Genomic DNA, 17,055 nt, shown 5'->3' with positions numbered 1-17,055 from the left:
CCAAACACACGAGGTTTTCATGCGCCCTGTCACCACCATAGCGACCATGTTATTTTCCGCTTTCGTCACTCAACCGGTTTTTGCGGCGGACGCCGTCGGCATCAGCGAAACTACCGTTCATTCGCCAGCTCGCGGCAAAGACCTTGCTCTCACCGTCTGGTATCCATCTGACGGAAAGGGCACACAGGCGCCTTCCGGCGAGGACCGAATTTTTCAGGGCACGCCCGTGTTCAAGGATGGTGCGGTGAAAACGGGCCGTTTGCCGCTCGTGCTTCTGTCCCACGGCTCGGGTTCAAGAGTGTCCGGCATGGCATGGATCGCCGCGAAGCTTGCGAGCGAGGGTTTCATCGTCGCCGGCACCAACCATCCCGGCACCACCAGCGGCGATTCCACGCCCGCCGATACGCCGAAAATCTGGGAGCGAACAGACGATCTCTCAACGATCATTACGGTCATGACGGCAGAAGGCAAGTGGTCGAATGCGATCGACACGAAGAGGATCGGCGTTCTCGGCTTCTCGCTGGGCGGCAGCGCGGCGATGGAGATTGTGGGTGCGCGCGCCGATCTCGATGCCTATGCCCGCTATTGCGAGGACTATTCTTCGATGATGGATTGCCAGTGGTTCGCCGGCGGCCGGGGTTACCTCAATGGCGAGCCGGTCAGCGTTCCGAAGCTGGATATCAAAACCCTCGACAAGGCCCGTTTTGAGCAGCAGAACCGCGATCCCCGCATTCGCTCCGCCGTGCTGATCGATCCCGGCCTGGCGCTGGCTTTCAAACCGGAGAGCCTGAAAGCGATCGATATTCCGCTGACCTTCATCAATCTCGGCAGCAAAGGTAAAATTCCGCCGGCCGTGCTTGCGGATAAACTCGCAGACGACGTGCCCGGCGCGACCTATCTGCGGGTGGACGACGCCAACCATTTCAGCTTCCTGCCCCTCTGCAAACCGGATGCCGATGCATTTCTCAAGTCCATCGGCGAGCATGATCCGATCTGCGAACCGGCCGGACCACGAGACCGCGCGGATATTCACGCACAATTGGAGACGATGATCCTTACAGCTTTCAACCGCACGCTGAAGCCGGGCCAGTGAGGCCGCAGTCTCAAAGGCCTAGCCGATCCGCTTATAGAACAGGGTCGTGCTGCAAAAGCGTCCATCCGGAAACAGGGCGTAATCCGGAATGACGCCGACCAGTTCCCAGCCGAGACGGGGATAAATCGCCTCGGCATCGCTGCCAGTTGCCGTATCCAGAACCAGAAGGGTACGGCCACGTTTTGCCGCTTCCTCCTCCACCCTTTGCATGAGCTTGCGGGCGACGCCAAGGCCTCGGGCGGATGGGTGCACGAGAAGTTTCATCAGATCGCCGCGATGTGGCTGGTTGGGTTTGGAGGCGAGCCCCACCTGCACGGTGCCGACTACCTTGCCATCCACTTCCGCTACCACATGAATAGTCGCACCCTGACCTGCCGCTTCAGCCACGGATCGCCAGAAGGGTTCGGCATCCTGCGGGGAAAAGGGCAACATGAAGCCGACGGAGGCGCCGCCGTTCACGCAGGCGGCGAGGACTTCGCAGAGTTCTGGCAGGGCATCGATGGTCTCTTGCCCGTTCAACATGCGGATGATGGTCATAAAAACTCCTGTGGGGAAATCAGCGCTGTCTTTGATCCAGCACAACGGCATAACGGGCAGGTTTTTCGGAAGGATTGTGGAAGACGTGCCCTTCTCCGACCGGCATGAAAAGGCAATCGCCCGGCTCCAGCCGGTGAACGTTTCCGCCGCTCGTCATTTCCAGCACGCCTTCGAAAAGCCAGACATATTGCGTCATGCCCCGGCTTGCCGCATGCGGCGGAAAACCGACGCGCGCGCCGGCTGGAAATTCGACTTCGACAATATCGACATCCGATCCCACGCGCGGCGGGGAAATGGCGCGGCGGACATAGCCTGTCTCGGGATCTTTCCAGAGCTGCTGGTCGCGCTTTCTCACCAGCGGAGAAACGGTTTCCTCATTTTCGGCGAAGAAACCGGAGAGCGACAGGCCAAATGCCGCGCAGATGCGGGCGAGCAGCGACGCGGTGGGGCTCGCCTCTCCCCTTTCAATACGGGAAATCATGGCGCGGCTGACGCCCGATTCGGATGCAAGCCTGTCCAGCGTCAGGCCGCTTTCAGCCCGCAACGTTTTGATGCGCTCGCCGATCGAGCGTTCGAGAATGTGATCTTCGTTTTCCATCATATGAGAATTTCACTCTCACATGATGGAGTCAATATCCTTCATAGTGGAATTGTCATTTTTCCGCCGGGTGCTTATCGGCAAATAGGCGTCAGGCGCCGACCTGGGCAATCCAGTCATTCAGATTATAGTAGTTCGTTACTCGACTAACCTTTCCATCTTTCAGGTCAAAAAAGGCGCCGGCCGGCAGCACATATGTCTGACCGTTCGCCTCGGGCAACCCCTCGTCAGTCTTGAGATATTCGCCATTGACAATGAATTCGGCGGACGCGCGCTTTCCATCCTCGCTCGCCATGATCACCATATCGGTAAGGTTTTCCTTATAGCAGCGGTTCATATGATCCATGAAGGACGCAAAGGCGGCCTTGCCGGTCTGGCGCTCGCCCTGATTAATGTCATGCACCACCTCATCGTGAAGCAGCGCCAGGAAGGCATGCATATCCTGACGGTTGAAGGCATCGTAATAGGCGCGGATGGTCTCGGCAGCGGTCATCGTCTTCTCCGTTCATGCTTGCGCGGGTGTTCCATGACGGTATAACCAGTGCAACCGAGAGTGAAAATGCCCATGACCGTCGAAATCAAGTCTCTTTCCGGCATTGACGCCACACCTTATTTCGATGACCTCGCGCGCCTGCGGATCGAGGTGTTTCGCGCCTTTCCGTATCTCTATGACGGCTCGCTGGAGTATGAGCGCAAATATCTTGCGACCTATGCCGATACGGACGGGGCGGTCTTCGTGCTGGCGCTCGATGACGGCAGAGTGGTCGGCATGTCCACCGGCATGCCGATGGCCGCCGAAACCGACGAGGTGAAAACGCCATTCGTGGAAGCGGGCTACGATCCGGACCGGATATTCTACTTCGGTGAAAGCGTGCTGCTTCCCGGCTATCGCGGCCACGGCGTCGGCTTGCGCTTCTTCGAGGAGCGGGAGGCACATGCAAAGCGGCTCGGCTTTAACCAGTGCACCTTCTGCGCTGTCGAGCGGCCTGCCGACCATCCCCGCTGGCCGATGGATTACGTGCCGCTCAATGCCTTCTGGGAAAAGCGCGGTTATCGCCACCACCCCGAGCTGCATACAAGCTTCATCTGGCAGGACCTCGACGAAAGCACCGAGAGCCCCAAACCCCTGTCATTCTGGATGAAGACCATCCTTGCCGGAGATGGAGACACATGACACGCCTCGCCGCCAGCCAATATGCCATCGAGCTGATCAAGACATGGGAGGCCTATACCGCCCATCTGTCCGCCGTTGTCCGCGAGGCCAAGAGCGAGGGCGCAGAACTGCTGCTGCTGCCGGAATATTCGGCTATGACGCTGACCGGTCAGTTGCCACCCGACATCCGTTCTGATCTGCACCGTTCCATCGAAGAGATACAGCCGATGATCCCCTCCTGGGTAGAGCTATGCGAGGAGCTGGCGCGGCAACATCAAATTCTGTTCCAGCCCGGCAGCGCGCCTGTGAAGGACCCGGACGGCAAATTCCGCAATCGCGCGTGGCTTTTCGGTCCGGATGGCCTGATCGGTTATCAGGACAAGCAGATCATGACCCGCTTCGAACGGGAGCAATGGAACATCCATGCCGGCGTCGAGGGCCTTAAAGCGTTTAATACGCAGATCGGCAGGCTGGGCATTCTCATCTGTTACGACAACGAGTTCCCGATGCTTGGCCGCAGGCTGGCGGAACTCGGCGTCGAACTGGTCCTCGCGCCCAGTTGCACCGATACCCTCGCGGGTGCCTATCGGGTCCGCATCGGCGCGCAGGCGCGGGCGCTGGAAAACCAGTATGCCGTCCTGTCATCGCCCACCGCCGGGGAAGCGCCATGGTCCCCGGCCGTCGATGAAAATCGTGGTCGCGCTGCCCTTTACGTGCCGTCGGACTACGGCATGCCAGCATCCGGCATCGTCGCGGAAAGCGAAAGTGATGCGGTGACGCAAAGCAGCCTTTTGATCGCCGATATCGATCTTGCCGCAGTGGCAAGGCTGCGCACCGAAGGACAGGTGGCCACCCGCCGTGACTGGCCGGAGCAATTTGCGATCTGAAAAGCCGATTTTAAAAGGCTTTTAACCAAATTCCCGCTTTGCGGCATGACAAGCCCCTGCTATAGCGCGGAACATGAGCACAAATTCGACCCGCACGCCCCTGGACCATATCCGCAACTTTTCGATCGTTGCCCACATCGATCACGGCAAATCGACGCTGGCCGACCGGTTGATCCAGTCGACAGGCGGCCTCGCCGAACGCGACATGTCGGAACAGGTCCTCGATTCGATGGATATCGAGCGCGAGCGCGGCATCACGATCAAGGCTCAGACCGTGCGCCTGCATTACAAGGCGAATAACGGCGAGACCTATGTGCTTAATCTTATCGACACGCCCGGCCACGTCGACTTTGCCTATGAAGTCTCCCGCTCGCTTTCGGCCTGCGAAGGTTCGCTGCTGGTGGTCGACGCTTCGCAGGGCGTGGAAGCCCAGACGCTCGCCAATGTCTATCAGGCAATCGACAATAATCACGAACTGGTCACGGTGCTCAACAAGATCGACCTGCCGGCGGCCGAACCCGACCGCATCAAGGAACAAATCGAGGAAGTCATTGGCATCGACGCTTCCGACGCCGTGATGATTTCCGCCAAGACAGGTCTTGGCATTCCCGATGTTCTGGAAGCCATCGTCCATCGCCTGCCGCCGCCGAAGAGCGATGTCGGCGAAAACGGGCCGCTGAAAGCGCTGCTTGTTGACAGCTGGTACGACACCTATCTCGGCGTCATGGTTCTGGTGCGCGTCATTGACGGCGTGCTGAGCAAGGGCCAGCAGATCCGCATGATGGGCTCGGGCGCGAAATACGGCATCGAGCGCGTCGGTGTCTTGACCCCGAAGATGGTCAATGTCGATAGCCTCGGCCCCGGCGAGATCGGCTTCATCACCGCCTCGATCAAGGAGGTGGCCGATACACGCGTTGGCGATACCATCACCGACGAAAAGCGCCCGACGGCGCAGGCCCTGCCCGGCTTCAAGCCCGCGCAGCCCGTGGTGTTCTGCGGCCTCTTCCCGGTCGATGCGGCCGACTTTGAAGATTTGCGCGCGGCGGTGGGCAAGCTTCGCCTTAACGACGCCTCCTTCTCCTTCGAAATGGAATCGTCTGCCGCTCTCGGCTTCGGTTTCCGCTGCGGCTTCCTGGGCCTGCTCCATCTCGAAATCATTCAGGAACGCCTCGAGCGCGAATTCAATCTCGATCTCGTCGCGACAGCGCCTTCGGTCGTTTATGAAATGACGCTGACGGATGGCACGGAAAAGGAACTTCACAACCCGGCCGACATGCCCGACGTGGTGAAGATCAAGGAAATCCGCGAACCGTGGATCAAGGCGACGATCATGACGCCGGACGAATATCTCGGTGGCATCCTGAAACTCTGTCAGGACCGGCGTGGACTGCAAACCGAGCTGACTTATGTCGGCAACCGCGCGATGATTACCTACGAGCTGCCGCTCAACGAAGTGGTGTTCGATTTCTACGACCGTCTGAAATCGATCTCCAAGGGTTATGCCTCGTTCGACTACAACATCATCGACTATCGCGAAGGCGATCTCGTCAAGATGTCGATCCTCGTCAATGGCGATCCCGTCGATGCGCTTTCCATGCTGGTCCACCGCTCGGCGGCCGACCGGCGCGGGCGCGGCATGTGCGAAAAGCTGAAGGAACTCATTCCGCCGCACATGTTCCAGATCCCGATCCAGGCCGCCATCGGCGGCAAGGTCATCGCCCGCGAAACCGTGCGCGCGTTGCGCAAGGATGTAACGGCGAAGTGCTACGGCGGCGACGCCACACGCAAGCGCAAACTTCTGGACAAGCAGAAGGAAGGCAAAAAGCGCATGCGCCAGTTCGGCAAGGTGGAAATTCCGCAGGAAGCCTTTATCGCCGCTCTGAAGATGAACGACGAGTGATGCATCTGTAATGCTGCAAGGGCGTGGCGCGACAGCAGGCAGCGCGCTACGCTTGTTTAACCTGCGCCTACTAGAAGTAACCTGAAAATCCGCCGCTAACACTAATCAACAATTGCCATAGCACGTATCACGTTCGCTATCCTTGACGCCTCTGATTGAGTTAGATCGTGAGGTATCCCCTGCACATAAACCGTCAAATCAGCGCGAACTGGTATCGGCAAAATCAACGTGGCAACCGGCGGCGGTGTTTGAGTGTTTAGTGTCGGTGAAGAAGCAAGCGGCGTAGTATTTTCTTTTTGCGCTCTATTGGCTGGTCGTGAATTCTCACGTGCTTTTTTGCCGTTGCCTGTGCTTGGCCTAAATGCCATCGGATTTTCAACATAACTAAGAAAATCATCGATAGCAGACCTCACCCTACTCTTATAGGTGGCCAAGCTGTCGCCGGTATATTTCATTCCATTTAGGTTCTGAAAACGACGCATCACATCGTCCAGATCGATCATGGACACATCTTTCGCCTCCTCGTTGTCCAGAATCCCCAGAACATTGTTAACGGCCGCCTTTCTTGAGGAGGCTGTTGTCTTGTTCATGAGTCCCTTGCGAGCGAGATAGTCGAGAAAACCAAGCAACGCGTCTTTAGATTTTTGACCAGTCATCTTCCGACTCCTATTTATCTTATTATTACAGAGCGACTCAAACGCGTCAACGGCTCTAGTGACCCGCCATCCATTGGGACGAAATCTGACTCAGACAACAAGGATGACTACAGAAATCCACAAACAGACAGACATAAACATCATAACGCATTGTATAATATCAGTTTTTTATGAAAAATTCACGTCTATCAGCATATTAAAGATTGACATAGACAAGTTGATCTCGTGATTTTTTTGTCTGAATTTTTAAAAATCACGCATTTATCGCCGTGAATGGATTGACTCCACAGAAGTACCGATCAAGTATTGTTGCAAAGGAGAATCACATGGAAAGAATTGCACTAGCTGACCGCAGCAACGAGCACCGTCGCGATTGGCAATAACAAAAAGGGCCACAAAGCAGGAAAGGCTGGCACCCGACCTGAAATGTGACCCATGGTGTCAGCGGACAAGCCCAAATCCGTTGGACGGAGTGACTGGAATTGCCGATATCTGAAGCACTTAACACTTCAAGAATCGCATTTTCCGGTCTCCGTTTCAAGAGGGCATTCCGTCGTAGTCAGGAGAATATAATGACCAACGACAATATGCCGAGCTACACGCTCACTTTTGATGATGCCATCCAGATTTGGCTTCGCCACTGGAAGGGTGAATTCCAGAACCGGATTGCAGCGAGCTTCGACGTCAATCCGGGCCGCGTTAACGATGTCCTTAAAGAGCGGAAACATGTCGGCAGCCGTGAAGCCGCGCTTTCCCGGCGCGCCGCGTGACGAGAGGTTCTCAACATGACGAATAAACGTAATCAGCATGTTGTTCCTCATCCCGATGGCTGGGCCGTAAAAGGCGCCGGCGCAGAACGGGCAACGAGGGTGGTGGAAACCCAACGTGAAGCAATCGATATTGCCCGCGGAATCGCACAAAATCAGGCAACGGAAATGCTGGTTCACGGAGAGAACGGTCGCATCCGCGAGCGTAACTCTTATGGCAATGATCCGTTTCCGCCCAAGGGCTGACTGATCTTTTTACTGGTGCTGGTGGCCTCCCAAGGCCACCAGTTTTATAAATTCCTTTTATTCTCATATCTCCGGAAACAGGATCGACCGATGCGCCGCCGCACCGGCCATTGCGCCGTCACCAACCGAAAGGGCCACAGAGCCGGCAGCCCTTGCCACATCGCCGCAGGCAAATATGCCGGCAATGGTGGTCTGTTTCATCGGATCGGTAACGACGGTCGATCCCATTGGTCCTTCCTCGATGGCGCAGCCGAGTTTTTTTACCCAGTCTGAGGCGATACGTAATTTCGGCTGGGTGAAAAGGCCCGCCAGCGCAATATTACGCCCATCCACCAGAGCGATATCCGCATGTCCGGCGATTTCCCGGATATGCGTATTTTCCACATGGACCCCGCGAGCAGACAGAAGCGCATCCTGATCAGCATCCGGCTCGAAGACGCCATTGGTAAAGAAGGTCGTCTCCCCCCAGTCCAGGAGCATCAGGGCATGATGTATGGCCAGAGGTGAAGCCGCGATAACTCCGATCTTTCCCTGATCCAGTTCGTAGCCATGGCAATAAGGGCAGTGGAAAACAGAGGACCCCCAGCGGTCCTTTAGCCCGACTATATCCGGAAGTTCGTCGGTGACGCCCATGGCGAGAATGAGACGGGCGCCGCTTTCACGGCGACCGCCATCGATTTCAACCTCAAAGTCACCAAAAGTCCCTTCCGCATCCGTTACCCTGCCACGCGCCCACTCGATCGTCGGGTAGCGCTCGATCTGGCTGCGCGCCTCGCTCACGATTTCGCCGGGCGCCTTGCCGTCCTGCCCAAGAAAACCATGAGAGTGGCTGGCAAAGCGATTTCGTCTTTCGCCTGCGTCCACCACCAGAACCCGCTTCCTTGCGCGGCCCAGCTGCAGGGCGGAGGATAACCCGGCGTAACTGCCGCCAATTATGATCACGTCGAATTTCATGATGCACCCATGGTTTGAGACCGCCCGTAACCGCGGTCCATGTCATGCTACTTATATTGTTACATGAAAGATCGAGTCAATGGTCATGCAACTTATATTGTTACGTCAGCCGGAGGGTGGTAAGCGTGAATGCAAACAGGCGGGCTTCAACAATGAGACACGACACACGACTTTCCCGGGTGCTGCATATTTTGATCCATATGGAAAAACATGAGGGCGCGGCGACTTCGGAAAGTATCGCAGCCATGTTGCAGACCAACCCCGTGGTGGTGCGCAGGACGATGGCGGGCCTGCGCGAGCAGGGATATGTCTCTTCCGAAAAAGGACATGGCGGAGGATGGGTTCTGGCGCGCCCACTCAATGAGATTACATTACTCGATATCTACAGAGCGCTTGGCGCACCCGAACTGTTCTCTATCGGGCTGGCAGGTGACAATCCGGATTGTGTTATTGAACAGGCAGTCAATGCTGCACTTTTCGAGGCCATGACCGAGGCGGAGAGCATTTTGTTATCCCGCTTCGGAAATATTACGCTTTCGGCGCTGGCGGCAGAATCGATCACCCGCTGGTCAAAAGTCTCCAATCATCCTTCCGCCATGGACCAGCTCTGAGCGAGTGAACCAGCGATTGCTCAAACGAAAAAACCGCCTGCTCGGAAGCAGGCGGCTTCATCATGTCCAGTCAGCCATTAAGGCTGGGTCTGGGTTCCACCCGTGTTCGGACTTGCCGGGGCGGCGTTATTTGCCGGCGGCGTTGCCGGGGTAGTCGGTGCCATCGGTGCCGGCGCCTGGTCCGTCGCAGCGGGTGGCGTGGTGGACGACGTCGTGGCGGGATCGGTGGTCGGGCCGCTCATCTGCGACCAGGCGAAGACGCCCACCAATACGACGACGATGATTGCCAGCCACGGCACCCAGGACGACGAGGTGCGGGCACGCGGTTCGTTGTTGATATTCAGTTCCGGACGAAGATCGCGGTCCGGACGCGGGTTGTTGGGATCGAATGTCATGGTGTTTCCTCCTCTTCATTCTGCCGAGAAAACGACGTTCCCGCGATTTTGTTCCGATCAGTCGCCCCTGCGGTCAGGACGAAGGTGAAACGGGCGGCTGACGAAGAGCATCTGCAAGCACGGTCATGACGTGTGGACCACCCATTTGCGACACGTTGAAACGCATGAAACCGGACGCGCTCTGCGAGGAACTGAACACATTCCCCGGTGCGAGCACCAACTGCTGCGCGAGCGCGCGGCGCGCCACATCGGCAGCATCCACGCCTTCCGGCAGGCGGCACCATAAAAACATGCCCGCCTGCGGTTCGATCCACGGCACGCATCCAAGTGAGATGAGGCGCGCCGCCGCCTCCGGCATCGCCGCCGCAAGCCGCAGACGAAGCGCCTCGACATGTTTGCGATAACTGCCATCCGTCAGAAGCGACAGGACCAGCGCGGCTGAGAAATGCGCTCCGCCGAAAGCGGTGGCGATCTTGAGGTCGGTCAACGCTTCCACCCACGCCAGGGGCGCTGCTATGAAACCGCAGCGCACGGAAGCCGACAGTGTTTTTGAAAAACTACCGATCTGGACAACGCGGTTCAGGCCGTCGAAGGCCGCCAGACGCGGGGCGGCCTGAGTTTCGAAATCGGCGAAAATATCATCCTCAATGATGGTCAGTCCCGACTGTTCGGCCAACATCAACAAACGGTGGGCATGAACGGCGGAGAGCCGCGCGCCAGTGGGATTATGGATCGCGGAATTGGTGATATAGAGCCGCGGCCGGTGCTCTTTCAGCGCCTGCTCGAAAATCGGCAGGTCCGGCCCTGTAGGTGTATAGGGCACGCCAATGGCCCTGACGCGGTGCGCGCGCAAAAGGGCGTGGAAATTGAAATAACATGGATCATCGACGATTACCGTATCTCCAGGCTGCAGCAAAAAGCGGCACAGGAGATCGATTGCCTGGGTACCGGAATCGGTCAGCATGATCTGGCTGGCCCCGGCCTGAACCCCGTGATCGGCCAGCCTGCGCGACAGGAGCTGCCGCAGCGGCAGAAGCCCCATCGGGCTCGCATAATCCGTCAGCAGAGCGGCATCCGCGCGCGCAAGCCCCCTGATCGCCCGCCGCATTGCCTCTTCCGGCATCCAGGACGCGGGAAGCCAGCCGCAACCGGGCTTGGCGAGGACGGACCCTTCGTCCAGCGCCTGACGGGATACCCATAGCGGGTCCACCGCCCTGTCCAGCCGGGGCTCGATATCGGCGAGAGACAGGGGCGCAAGCGGACCGGCTACAAAAAATCCGGAGCCCGGCCGCGAGCTTATCGTGCCATCGGCCACCAGCCGGTCATAGGCTTCGACAACAGTGGAGGTGGAAACGTGCATGGCTTTCGCCAGCCCGCGCACCGAAGGCAGGCGCGCGCTTGGAACGAGGCTGCGCGAAGCAATGCGCTGGCGAATGCTCGCCATGACCTTTTCTATGCGCGTACCGGGCTCGATCTGCGCGAGGGTTGAAAACCGCCCGTCCACAACTCTCTCCATCCGTACTGGAACATCAACCATAACAGTTTCTTTAAATTGTACATGACTGTCGCTGTTGCCGCCAGCAGTTCCGGAGGAAGAAGGACAAAATGCAGGAGATGACGATGGACAAGGCGACAAGCGGCTGGCTGAACGGTCTGACGGGCGTGGTGATATTTAGCGGCTCGCTGCCCGCCACGCGCGTTGCGGTGACGGGTTTCGATCCCGTGTTCCTCACTGTGGCCCGCGCCAGCATTGCGGGTCTATTGGCGGTGGTGCTGCTGCTTGTTTTCAGGCAAAAGCGCCCGGCGCGCCATGATCTGACATCGCTCTTCATCGTCTCGCTTGGGGTTGTCGTGGGCTTTCCGCTGTTGACGGCGCTTGCCCTCCGACACGTTACCTCGGCGCATTCCATTGTTTTTGTCGGGCTGTTGCCGCTGGCCACCGCAATCTTTGCGGTTCTGCGCGGAGGCGAGCGCCCGCGCCCGGCCTTCTGGCTCTTTTCCTGCGCGGGCAGCGCCCTGGTGGCGGGCTTTTCGATGTGGAATTCATTTTCGACCGGGCTTGAGGCCTCGCTTACCGGTGATCTCCTGATGCTCGGCGCAATCATCGTCTGCGGACTTGGTTATGCAGAGGGTGCCGCCCTTTCCCGCAGGCTGGGGGGCTGGCAGGTCATTTCCTGGGCGCTGGTTCTCTCCCTGCCGGTGATGCTGCCGCTCGCGTTTTTCACAGGGCCGCAAACGCTCGCCGGCATCGATCCCCAGGCTTGGGGCGGCCTTGCCTATGTTTCCCTGTTCAGCATGCTGATCGGCTTCATCTTCTGGTATCGCGGCCTGGCGCAGGGCGGCATTGCGGCAGTCGGACAATTGCAGCTGCTGCAGCCGTTCTTCGGCCTCGCGCTTGCCGCAACCCTGCTGCACGAAGAGGTAAGCCCTGCCATGATTGCCGTTACGCTGGTTGTGGTGCTGTGCGTCGCGGGCGCCAGAAGATTCGCGCGCTGACACGGGCGATCCTTCAGCTGGAACGGCGATCCACCCAGCGGTGCCACGCATCTTCGCTGCCGTTGAAGACATTGAGATCGATGCGGCCATCGACGCCATGTGACAGGCCCGAGCCGGAATATTGCCAGAACAGCCATTTGCGACCGGGATAGACCACCGATGGGTGCTGGGCGACGGCGCGCAGCCAGAAAGGATAGTCCTGGAACTCGCCGGTCAGGTTATCCTTGTAAAAATCCGGCGCGGTATAAATGATTGGCCGCTGCCCGTAATGGCGCTCGAGCTTGTTCATGAAGACGCGCATCTTTTCCAGAACGCGCTCACGGGAATGGCGCATCTTGCAGCTCGACTCGCCGTTATATTCCACATCGATCACCGGTGGCAGCGCGTCGGGATCGCGTGGCACGTTGCGAATAAACCAGTCTGCCTGTTCGCTGGCCGAACGGCACCAGTAGAAGAAGTGATAGGCGCCACGGCGAATGCCCGCGGCCTTTGCACCCTGCCAGTTGGTGCGGAACATCGGATCAAGGTGATCGCCGCCATCCGTGGCCTTGATGAAGGCGAAATTGGCCCCGCGGGTGCGCAGCAACGGCCAATCGATATTGGCCTGCCAGCGCGACACATCCACGCCGTGCACCTGGAAATGCCGCGGCTGAACCCGGCCGAAATTGATCGGTTTCGCATCGCTGAAGCTGGAACGGAAAATGCGGGAGCGGATCTGCGCACCGGCGCTCGCCGCCGGAGCCGCCGCCATGGCCAATTGGACCGGATGCTCCATCGGCCGTTCGGCCGGCCGTATCATCCCGGCCTGCGGCGGGACCGGCAAACGGATTTCAGGCGCATCCTGCGGCAGCGACGCCCTCGGCGTGACGGCGGAAAAAGCCTTGGGCTCTTCCGGCACCGGCCCACCCCAGGCCAGTACTTCCTGCCGCGGTTGAGCGGTTATCGGCTGCGAGCCGACACTTGCCTGCGGCACCGGCGCTGATGGCGTGACAGAACTCGTGGTTTCCTTCGACGGCAAGCCGGCAACCAGGCTTTCCGGACCGGAACTGGACGTGCAGCCGCCAAGCAGAAGGCAACCGAAAAGAAGTGCTGGCACAGCCGATGAACGCATGAGAACCCGTACGCAAAACAAATCGGGGACGCACTGGCGCCACCCGGAGACCTCGAAATACAAATGCTAACGGAAGATTATCAAAAAAGACTGAATCTTATCTTTACGCCGGCACCCACCAATGCGCCCTTCATTTCTGGCAGGTAAATTGCATTCCGGTTCTCATTGGACGACTCAGGCCGTCATGGTGCTGAGATCAACGGTATCGGCGCCGGGGGAATTTCTCTTGATCGACTCGATCGCGTGAATGGCCGAGGCCTTGGCCTTATAGCCTTCAGAGACAAACATCGTCTCGCCGTTCGAAGCCTTGAAGCGAAAGCGAAATTCTCCGGCTTTGTCTTGATAAATCTCGAATTTGTACATGGGCTTTGCGGCTCCTTCGCGCTGTAAAATGAACTCCACGCAATTCTGGTCTGGCACCATGATATTCGCAACAGAAAATCCGTCAGATGAGCCGCACCCAGGCACGGGCAATCTCCAGACCCGCTGCATCCGCCATCCCTGCACGCAGGTCGCGATGATCGGGATATTGTGCCAGCCAGCCGGGCGCCATTTTTTCGATGGAAGCGGGAAAGGCCTCGCACCACCCGTCGACGACTGCTGCGGAGGCCTCGAAATGGAACTGCGTGCCATAGACCGCCCGTCCGAGGCGAAAGGCCTGATTCCGCGTCGCGGCATTGGTCGCAAGCCGGGTGGCGCCGGGTGGTAGTGTAAATGTATCGCAGTGCCATTGGAAAATCGGAAAAGCTCTATCCAGCCCGGCCAAAAGCGGATCGGAAATGCCCTCTTCCGTGAGGGACACCTTTTGCCAGCCGAATTCCGGTGGACTGGAGAGAATATTATCGCCACCATAAGCGCGGGCCAGCAGCTGGCTGCCGAGGCAAACACCCATGACTGCCCTGCCCGCATCGCCAAAGGTTTTCATCAAACGCGCAAGCTCTGGAAGATAGGGATAGAGGGCATCGTCGAGTGCGTTCTGCTCTCCGCCCAGAACGATAAGGGCATCATGACCGCCCGCATCTTTCGGAAGCGGTTCCCCCGCATAGGCGCGAATGACGTGTACCTCCGCATTTGCCTCCGCCAATGCCACGCCGAGTTGTCCATGCGGCGTGCCCGCCATGTTTTCGATAATTGCGACGCGCATGCGACCTCTTGATGATAACAGATGATTCAGCCGGCGGGTTTCGCCGATTGAATCCAAGCTTCATCATGATGAAAAGGGATTTTCAAGAGGTACGGCAGCAGTGGCGTGGCACAGCATGGGCCCCGCCACTGGATATTAGAATTCCCGCGAGAGCTTCGCGTCGACCGAATGCCGGTTGCCGCCCCGAATCGTGAAGAACAGGAAAATCGCCGCCCAGAGAATCGATTTTTCCGCACCGCCCAGACCTTCCGCCTTCACCACACCATGGAACCAGACCGTTACCAGAAGGACGATCATGGCGGCGAAGGATGCCGGCCGCGTGAAAAGGCCGATGGCGATGAAAATACCGCCGAAGAATTCCGTTGCCGCCAGCAGCGGCGACCAGAAGACGCCCGGGTAAAAACCGAGGCTCTCCACCATGCCGACCGCCCCGAAGGGATTGAGAATCTTGCCGAACCCATGGGTAACCAGCAGAAGTCCCGCCGTGACACGCAAAATGGTCTCCACCACATCGTGTGTCCCGTTATAAAGCGGTGCAACGGCGGGAACGAACAGACGCTGACGATTATTGTCGAACTGGGCCATAGGATCTCTCTGTTTGAGCATTCGATTGACTTATCTGTTCGCAAAGCCCCGTGATAAGAACAAGCATATGCCGGGTAAAAACATGAGCGTTAAAGTTAACATTATCGTGACTCGGCCGCGAAGGAGACGTGATGATGACCGACACCAAACCGCGCATAACGATACGCTACTGCACCCAGTGCAACTGGTTGCTGCGGGCTGGATGGATGGCGCAGGAAATCCTGCAAACCTTCGCCTCGGACATCGGCGAAGTGAGCCTTGTCCCCTCGACCGGCGGCGTGTTCGAGATCGGGGTGGACGGTACCATTATATGGGAACGCAAACGTGACGGCGGTTTTCCCGGCCCAAAAGAGCTCAAACAGAGAATCCGCGACATCATCGACCCGGAACGAGACCTCGGTCATGCCGACAGGACGAAGCACGAAGGCCTCGACACCTGACCCGGCGACGGGTTTCAACAGCACCAGACAAGTTTTTTCCCTTTAAAATCAATGACCGTCATAAAAGTTCAAAAAGCCTGTTGACACCGGGCGGCTGCCCTCGTACATCGCTCTCCGTCGCCCAGATGGCGGAATTGGTAGACGCGCCAGCTTCAGGTGCTGGTACTCGCAAGGGTGTGGAGGTTCGAGTCCTCTTCTGGGCACCATTCCATTTTGATCTTAGCCAGATCAAATACTTAGACGAAAAAACAGCAACATTTGGCCCTCCTGCAGAACGCAGGGGTACATGTTGCGGTTTTTCGTTTTGCTGACGCCCAGCGCCAATCTTACCCTTAGGAAAAGATGCAGATGACGAGCCAAGGCTCACGCCTTCACGGCATCGAATACGGCGGCTCGATCGTTCGGATTTGAGGCGGACCAAGCCTTGTTAAGGTTGGGCGTCCTTGTCGCCACTGTTTTGCGAATGCTGCTCACAATTGGGCGTGCAGGAAAGAACGGTTCGCTCCGTCTGGCGGAAAACACGGACCGTATTGCCTTCATCAATGGAGACGAGAATCCGCTCATCGACGATTGGATTCCCTTCGGCGTCGAGAAGTACGAGATTTGTCGTGCCGAAACTGCGGCCGGTCAGAACGATCGTGGTGGCGTCGGCAACCGTGGCATCGGCAACTTTCGAGTTGCCGACGATAACCTTGCTGACAGGACGGTCGAGACGGAGGACGCGGGCGTGATTCATCGAGACGCGCAATATGTCTTCCTGGGCAAAACCGGGCTGGAACGCCCCTCCCAGAATGACCGACAAGCCGACCACAATTTTCGTCAGTTTTCCGGATGACACGCTTTTTGCCCTTGCTCACTAATCAGCAGTTTACCGCGTCAAAGAATGCGTGGTTTTAGTGAATGAAGCGTTAAGTGACGAAAATGCACGATTAAAGCGATAACCATGCGCATCTCAAGTCATTCCCCACTGCCGCAAACCCGCACCAAAAATGAACATATATGTCTCATCTATAGCGCGCTCTTCTCAAAACAGGAAACAGCTTGCAGCGGAATATATTCGTTTTCCAGCAAATATAAAAATACAGTCAATACTTTTTATATTTGTTTACCAAGAGAAACTCAACAGGACGTTTACTTTGGATTAATCCTTTTTTTTAAGTGCTTGGAAATTGCTCGGCGGTAGTTTGAACGCAACCGAACAACGGAGAACAGTTGTCGGCGTGCTGAACCAAACAAGAGTTAGGAGATACTCATGACCAAGATTTTCGCTCGTTTCCTCAAGGACGAATCCGGCGCCACGGCAATTGAATACGGCCTGATCGCCGCGCTTATTTCCGTTGCAATCATCGGCGGCGCTTCGGCCGTTGGTACGCGGCTCAATGCTTTCTTCACCGCTCTTTCTCAGAGAATCAACGCCAATGCGCCTGCCGCAACAAACTAAGCGTTGCTGAATCAGAAGTGGACACGCCGCCCTTGAGGCGG

22 protein-coding genes and 1 tRNA gene are annotated in these 17,055 nt (G+C 57.6%); 11 read left to right on the top strand and 12 right to left on the bottom strand.

The annotated features are described in order from the left end of the window. Positions 1 to 19 precede the first annotated feature (19 nt). Positions 20 to 1,093, top strand: coding sequence for an alpha/beta hydrolase family protein (locus HQN82_RS13245; RefSeq protein ID WP_173614957.1), 1,074 nt, complete (start codon positions 20 to 22; stop codon positions 1,091 to 1,093). A gap of 18 nt (positions 1,094 to 1,111) precedes the next feature. Here the strand turns inward: HQN82_RS13245 and HQN82_RS13240 are convergent, their stop codons facing one another. The 3 genes from HQN82_RS13240 to HQN82_RS13230 all read right to left on the bottom strand — a co-directional run bounded on the left by HQN82_RS13240 (position 1,112) and on the right by HQN82_RS13230 (position 2,721). Further along, positions 1,112 to 1,630: a GNAT family N-acetyltransferase gene (locus tag HQN82_RS13240; protein ID WP_045533045.1), complete on the bottom strand. Its 519-nt coding sequence runs from the start codon at positions 1,628 to 1,630 to the stop codon at positions 1,112 to 1,114. Positions 1,631 to 1,649: 19 nt separating this feature from the next. Beyond that, positions 1,650 to 2,231 (bottom strand): helix-turn-helix domain-containing protein, encoded by a 582-nt coding sequence (locus HQN82_RS13235; protein WP_004439336.1) that lies wholly within the window; start codon positions 2,229 to 2,231, stop codon positions 1,650 to 1,652. Between the two features lie 88 nt (positions 2,232 to 2,319). After that, positions 2,320 to 2,721, bottom strand: coding sequence for a ketosteroid isomerase-related protein (locus HQN82_RS13230; protein WP_045533046.1), 402 nt, complete (start codon positions 2,719 to 2,721; stop codon positions 2,320 to 2,322). Between the two features lie 72 nt (positions 2,722 to 2,793). On the opposite strand from HQN82_RS13230, the gene HQN82_RS13225 reads away from it, so the two are divergent. The 3 genes from HQN82_RS13225 to lepA all read left to right on the top strand — a co-directional run bounded on the left by HQN82_RS13225 (position 2,794) and on the right by lepA (position 6,168). Continuing rightward, positions 2,794 to 3,402, top strand: coding sequence for a GNAT family N-acetyltransferase (locus tag HQN82_RS13225; RefSeq protein WP_173614956.1), 609 nt, complete (start codon positions 2,794 to 2,796; stop codon positions 3,400 to 3,402). Continuing rightward, positions 3,399 to 4,268, top strand: a complete 870-nt coding sequence (locus tag HQN82_RS13220; protein WP_173614955.1) for a carbon-nitrogen hydrolase family protein — start codon at positions 3,399 to 3,401, stop codon at positions 4,266 to 4,268. The genes HQN82_RS13225 and HQN82_RS13220 overlap by 4 nt, the downstream gene beginning before the upstream one ends. 73 nt (positions 4,269 to 4,341) lie before the next feature. Then, entirely contained in the window at positions 4,342 to 6,168 is a 1,827-nt protein-coding gene (lepA, locus tag HQN82_RS13215; protein WP_082074379.1) for a translation elongation factor 4, read from the top strand. A 101-nt stretch (positions 6,169 to 6,269) separates the two neighbouring features. Here lepA and HQN82_RS13210 read toward each other — a convergent pair whose 3' ends face one another. After that, positions 6,270 to 6,824, bottom strand: coding sequence for a hypothetical protein (locus HQN82_RS13210; protein ID WP_173614432.1), 555 nt, complete (start codon positions 6,822 to 6,824; stop codon positions 6,270 to 6,272). Between the two features lie 572 nt (positions 6,825 to 7,396). Between HQN82_RS13210 and HQN82_RS13205 the strand changes: the two genes are divergently transcribed. Together HQN82_RS13205 and HQN82_RS13200 are read left to right on the top strand one after the other, a co-directional pair. Beyond that, on the top strand, positions 7,397 to 7,594 hold the full coding sequence (locus HQN82_RS13205; protein WP_173614954.1) for a hypothetical protein: 198 nt from the start codon (positions 7,397 to 7,399) through the stop codon (positions 7,592 to 7,594). Between the two features lie 15 nt (positions 7,595 to 7,609). Further along, on the top strand, positions 7,610 to 7,837 hold the full coding sequence (locus HQN82_RS13200; protein WP_173614953.1) for a DUF2188 domain-containing protein: 228 nt from the start codon (positions 7,610 to 7,612) through the stop codon (positions 7,835 to 7,837). A gap of 63 nt (positions 7,838 to 7,900) precedes the next feature. Here HQN82_RS13200 and HQN82_RS13195 read toward each other — a convergent pair whose 3' ends face one another. Beyond that, positions 7,901 to 8,791: an NAD(P)/FAD-dependent oxidoreductase gene (locus HQN82_RS13195; RefSeq protein WP_173614952.1), complete on the bottom strand. Its 891-nt coding sequence runs from the start codon at positions 8,789 to 8,791 to the stop codon at positions 7,901 to 7,903. A gap of 152 nt (positions 8,792 to 8,943) precedes the next feature. On the opposite strand from HQN82_RS13195, the gene HQN82_RS13190 reads away from it, so the two are divergent. Next, complete coding sequence (locus HQN82_RS13190) at positions 8,944 to 9,402, top strand: Rrf2 family transcriptional regulator (RefSeq protein ID WP_006699744.1); 459 nt, start codon at positions 8,944 to 8,946, stop codon at positions 9,400 to 9,402. 77 nt (positions 9,403 to 9,479) lie between these two features. Here HQN82_RS13190 and HQN82_RS13185 read toward each other — a convergent pair whose 3' ends face one another. Both HQN82_RS13185 and HQN82_RS13180 read right to left on the bottom strand, forming a co-directional pair. Then, positions 9,480 to 9,797: a hypothetical protein gene (locus tag HQN82_RS13185; protein ID WP_004439319.1), complete on the bottom strand. Its 318-nt coding sequence runs from the start codon at positions 9,795 to 9,797 to the stop codon at positions 9,480 to 9,482. 73 nt (positions 9,798 to 9,870) lie between these two features. Beyond that, the gene (locus HQN82_RS13180; RefSeq protein ID WP_210259558.1) at positions 9,871 to 11,313 is read right to left on the bottom strand and encodes an aminotransferase-like domain-containing protein; all 1,443 of its coding nucleotides are present in this window, start codon (positions 11,311 to 11,313) and stop codon (positions 9,871 to 9,873) included. Positions 11,314 to 11,417: 104 nt separating this feature from the next. Between HQN82_RS13180 and HQN82_RS13175 the strand changes: the two genes are divergently transcribed. Further along, positions 11,418 to 12,293, top strand: a complete 876-nt coding sequence (locus tag HQN82_RS13175; RefSeq protein WP_045533214.1) for a DMT family transporter — start codon at positions 11,418 to 11,420, stop codon at positions 12,291 to 12,293. 13 nt (positions 12,294 to 12,306) lie between these two features. Here the strand turns inward: HQN82_RS13175 and HQN82_RS13170 are convergent, their stop codons facing one another. The 4 genes from HQN82_RS13170 to HQN82_RS13155 form a co-directional block, all read right to left on the bottom strand. Next, positions 12,307 to 13,404, bottom strand: a complete 1,098-nt coding sequence (locus HQN82_RS13170; protein WP_173614951.1) for a glycoside hydrolase family 25 protein — start codon at positions 13,402 to 13,404, stop codon at positions 12,307 to 12,309. 174 nt (positions 13,405 to 13,578) lie between these two features. After that, positions 13,579 to 13,767, bottom strand: coding sequence for a YegP family protein (locus HQN82_RS13165; RefSeq protein WP_004439314.1), 189 nt, complete (start codon positions 13,765 to 13,767; stop codon positions 13,579 to 13,581). 82 nt (positions 13,768 to 13,849) lie between these two features. After that, entirely contained in the window at positions 13,850 to 14,548 is a 699-nt protein-coding gene (locus tag HQN82_RS13160; RefSeq protein ID WP_173614950.1) for a type 1 glutamine amidotransferase, read from the bottom strand. Between the two features lie 135 nt (positions 14,549 to 14,683). After that, positions 14,684 to 15,133: a DoxX family protein gene (locus tag HQN82_RS13155; protein WP_153776403.1), complete on the bottom strand. Its 450-nt coding sequence runs from the start codon at positions 15,131 to 15,133 to the stop codon at positions 14,684 to 14,686. A 134-nt stretch (positions 15,134 to 15,267) separates the two neighbouring features. Between HQN82_RS13155 and HQN82_RS13150 the strand changes: the two genes are divergently transcribed. Both HQN82_RS13150 and HQN82_RS13145 read left to right on the top strand, forming a co-directional pair. Continuing rightward, positions 15,268 to 15,573 (top strand): Rdx family protein, encoded by a 306-nt coding sequence (locus HQN82_RS13150; protein WP_042936652.1) that lies wholly within the window; start codon positions 15,268 to 15,270, stop codon positions 15,571 to 15,573. Between the two features lie 119 nt (positions 15,574 to 15,692). Continuing rightward, positions 15,693 to 15,779, top strand: a tRNA-Leu gene (locus HQN82_RS13145). 221 nt (positions 15,780 to 16,000) lie between these two features. Here the strand turns inward: HQN82_RS13145 and HQN82_RS13140 are convergent. Next, on the bottom strand, positions 16,001 to 16,411 hold the full coding sequence (locus HQN82_RS13140) for a pilus assembly protein N-terminal domain-containing protein (protein ID WP_004439310.1): 411 nt from the start codon (positions 16,409 to 16,411) through the stop codon (positions 16,001 to 16,003). A gap of 414 nt (positions 16,412 to 16,825) precedes the next feature. Between HQN82_RS13140 and HQN82_RS13135 the strand changes: the two genes are divergently transcribed. Then, positions 16,826 to 17,014, top strand: a complete 189-nt coding sequence (locus HQN82_RS13135) for a Flp family type IVb pilin (RefSeq protein ID WP_045533062.1) — start codon at positions 16,826 to 16,828, stop codon at positions 17,012 to 17,014. Positions 17,015 to 17,055 lie beyond the last annotated feature (41 nt).

This window comes from Agrobacterium pusense, assembly GCF_013285525.1.
GTDB classification, from domain to species: domain Bacteria; phylum Pseudomonadota; class Alphaproteobacteria; order Rhizobiales; family Rhizobiaceae; genus Agrobacterium; species Agrobacterium pusense.
This window is presented reverse-complemented; position numbering and strand designations above follow the sequence as displayed.

What these genes read in the sequence shown, in the direction of transcription:
- HQN82_RS13245 (WP_173614957.1), top strand. Translation starts at nt 20, where the DNA reads ATGCGCCCTGTCACCACCATAGCGACCATGTTATTTTCCGCTTTCGTC.
- HQN82_RS13240 (WP_045533045.1), bottom strand. Translation starts at nt 1,630, where the DNA reads ATGACCATCATCCGCATGTTGAACGGGCAAGAGACCATCGATGCCCTG.
- HQN82_RS13235 (WP_004439336.1), bottom strand. Translation starts at nt 2,231, where the DNA reads ATGATGGAAAACGAAGATCACATTCTCGAACGCTCGATCGGCGAGCGC.
- HQN82_RS13230 (WP_045533046.1), bottom strand. Translation starts at nt 2,721, where the DNA reads ATGACCGCTGCCGAGACCATCCGCGCCTATTACGATGCCTTCAACCGT.
- HQN82_RS13225 (WP_173614956.1), top strand. Translation starts at nt 2,794, where the DNA reads ATGACCGTCGAAATCAAGTCTCTTTCCGGCATTGACGCCACACCTTAT.
- HQN82_RS13220 (WP_173614955.1), top strand. Translation starts at nt 3,399, where the DNA reads ATGACACGCCTCGCCGCCAGCCAATATGCCATCGAGCTGATCAAGACA.
- lepA (WP_082074379.1), top strand. Translation starts at nt 4,342, where the DNA reads ATGAGCACAAATTCGACCCGCACGCCCCTGGACCATATCCGCAACTTT.
- HQN82_RS13210 (WP_173614432.1), bottom strand. Translation starts at nt 6,824, where the DNA reads ATGACTGGTCAAAAATCTAAAGACGCGTTGCTTGGTTTTCTCGACTAT.
- HQN82_RS13205 (WP_173614954.1), top strand. Translation starts at nt 7,397, where the DNA reads ATGACCAACGACAATATGCCGAGCTACACGCTCACTTTTGATGATGCC.
- HQN82_RS13200 (WP_173614953.1), top strand. Translation starts at nt 7,610, where the DNA reads ATGACGAATAAACGTAATCAGCATGTTGTTCCTCATCCCGATGGCTGG.
- HQN82_RS13195 (WP_173614952.1), bottom strand. Translation starts at nt 8,791, where the DNA reads ATGAAATTCGACGTGATCATAATTGGCGGCAGTTACGCCGGGTTATCC.
- HQN82_RS13190 (WP_006699744.1), top strand. Translation starts at nt 8,944, where the DNA reads ATGAGACACGACACACGACTTTCCCGGGTGCTGCATATTTTGATCCAT.
- HQN82_RS13185 (WP_004439319.1), bottom strand. Translation starts at nt 9,797, where the DNA reads ATGACATTCGATCCCAACAACCCGCGTCCGGACCGCGATCTTCGTCCG.
- HQN82_RS13180 (WP_210259558.1), bottom strand. Translation starts at nt 11,313, where the DNA reads ATGGAGAGAGTTGTGGACGGGCGGTTTTCAACCCTCGCGCAGATCGAG.
- HQN82_RS13175 (WP_045533214.1), top strand. Translation starts at nt 11,418, where the DNA reads ATGGACAAGGCGACAAGCGGCTGGCTGAACGGTCTGACGGGCGTGGTG.
- HQN82_RS13170 (WP_173614951.1), bottom strand. Translation starts at nt 13,404, where the DNA reads ATGCGTTCATCGGCTGTGCCAGCACTTCTTTTCGGTTGCCTTCTGCTT.
- HQN82_RS13165 (WP_004439314.1), bottom strand. Translation starts at nt 13,767, where the DNA reads ATGTACAAATTCGAGATTTATCAAGACAAAGCCGGAGAATTTCGCTTT.
- HQN82_RS13160 (WP_173614950.1), bottom strand. Translation starts at nt 14,548, where the DNA reads ATGCGCGTCGCAATTATCGAAAACATGGCGGGCACGCCGCATGGACAA.
- HQN82_RS13155 (WP_153776403.1), bottom strand. Translation starts at nt 15,133, where the DNA reads ATGGCCCAGTTCGACAATAATCGTCAGCGTCTGTTCGTTCCCGCCGTT.
- HQN82_RS13150 (WP_042936652.1), top strand. Translation starts at nt 15,268, where the DNA reads ATGACCGACACCAAACCGCGCATAACGATACGCTACTGCACCCAGTGC.
- HQN82_RS13135 (WP_045533062.1), top strand. Translation starts at nt 16,826, where the DNA reads ATGACCAAGATTTTCGCTCGTTTCCTCAAGGACGAATCCGGCGCCACG.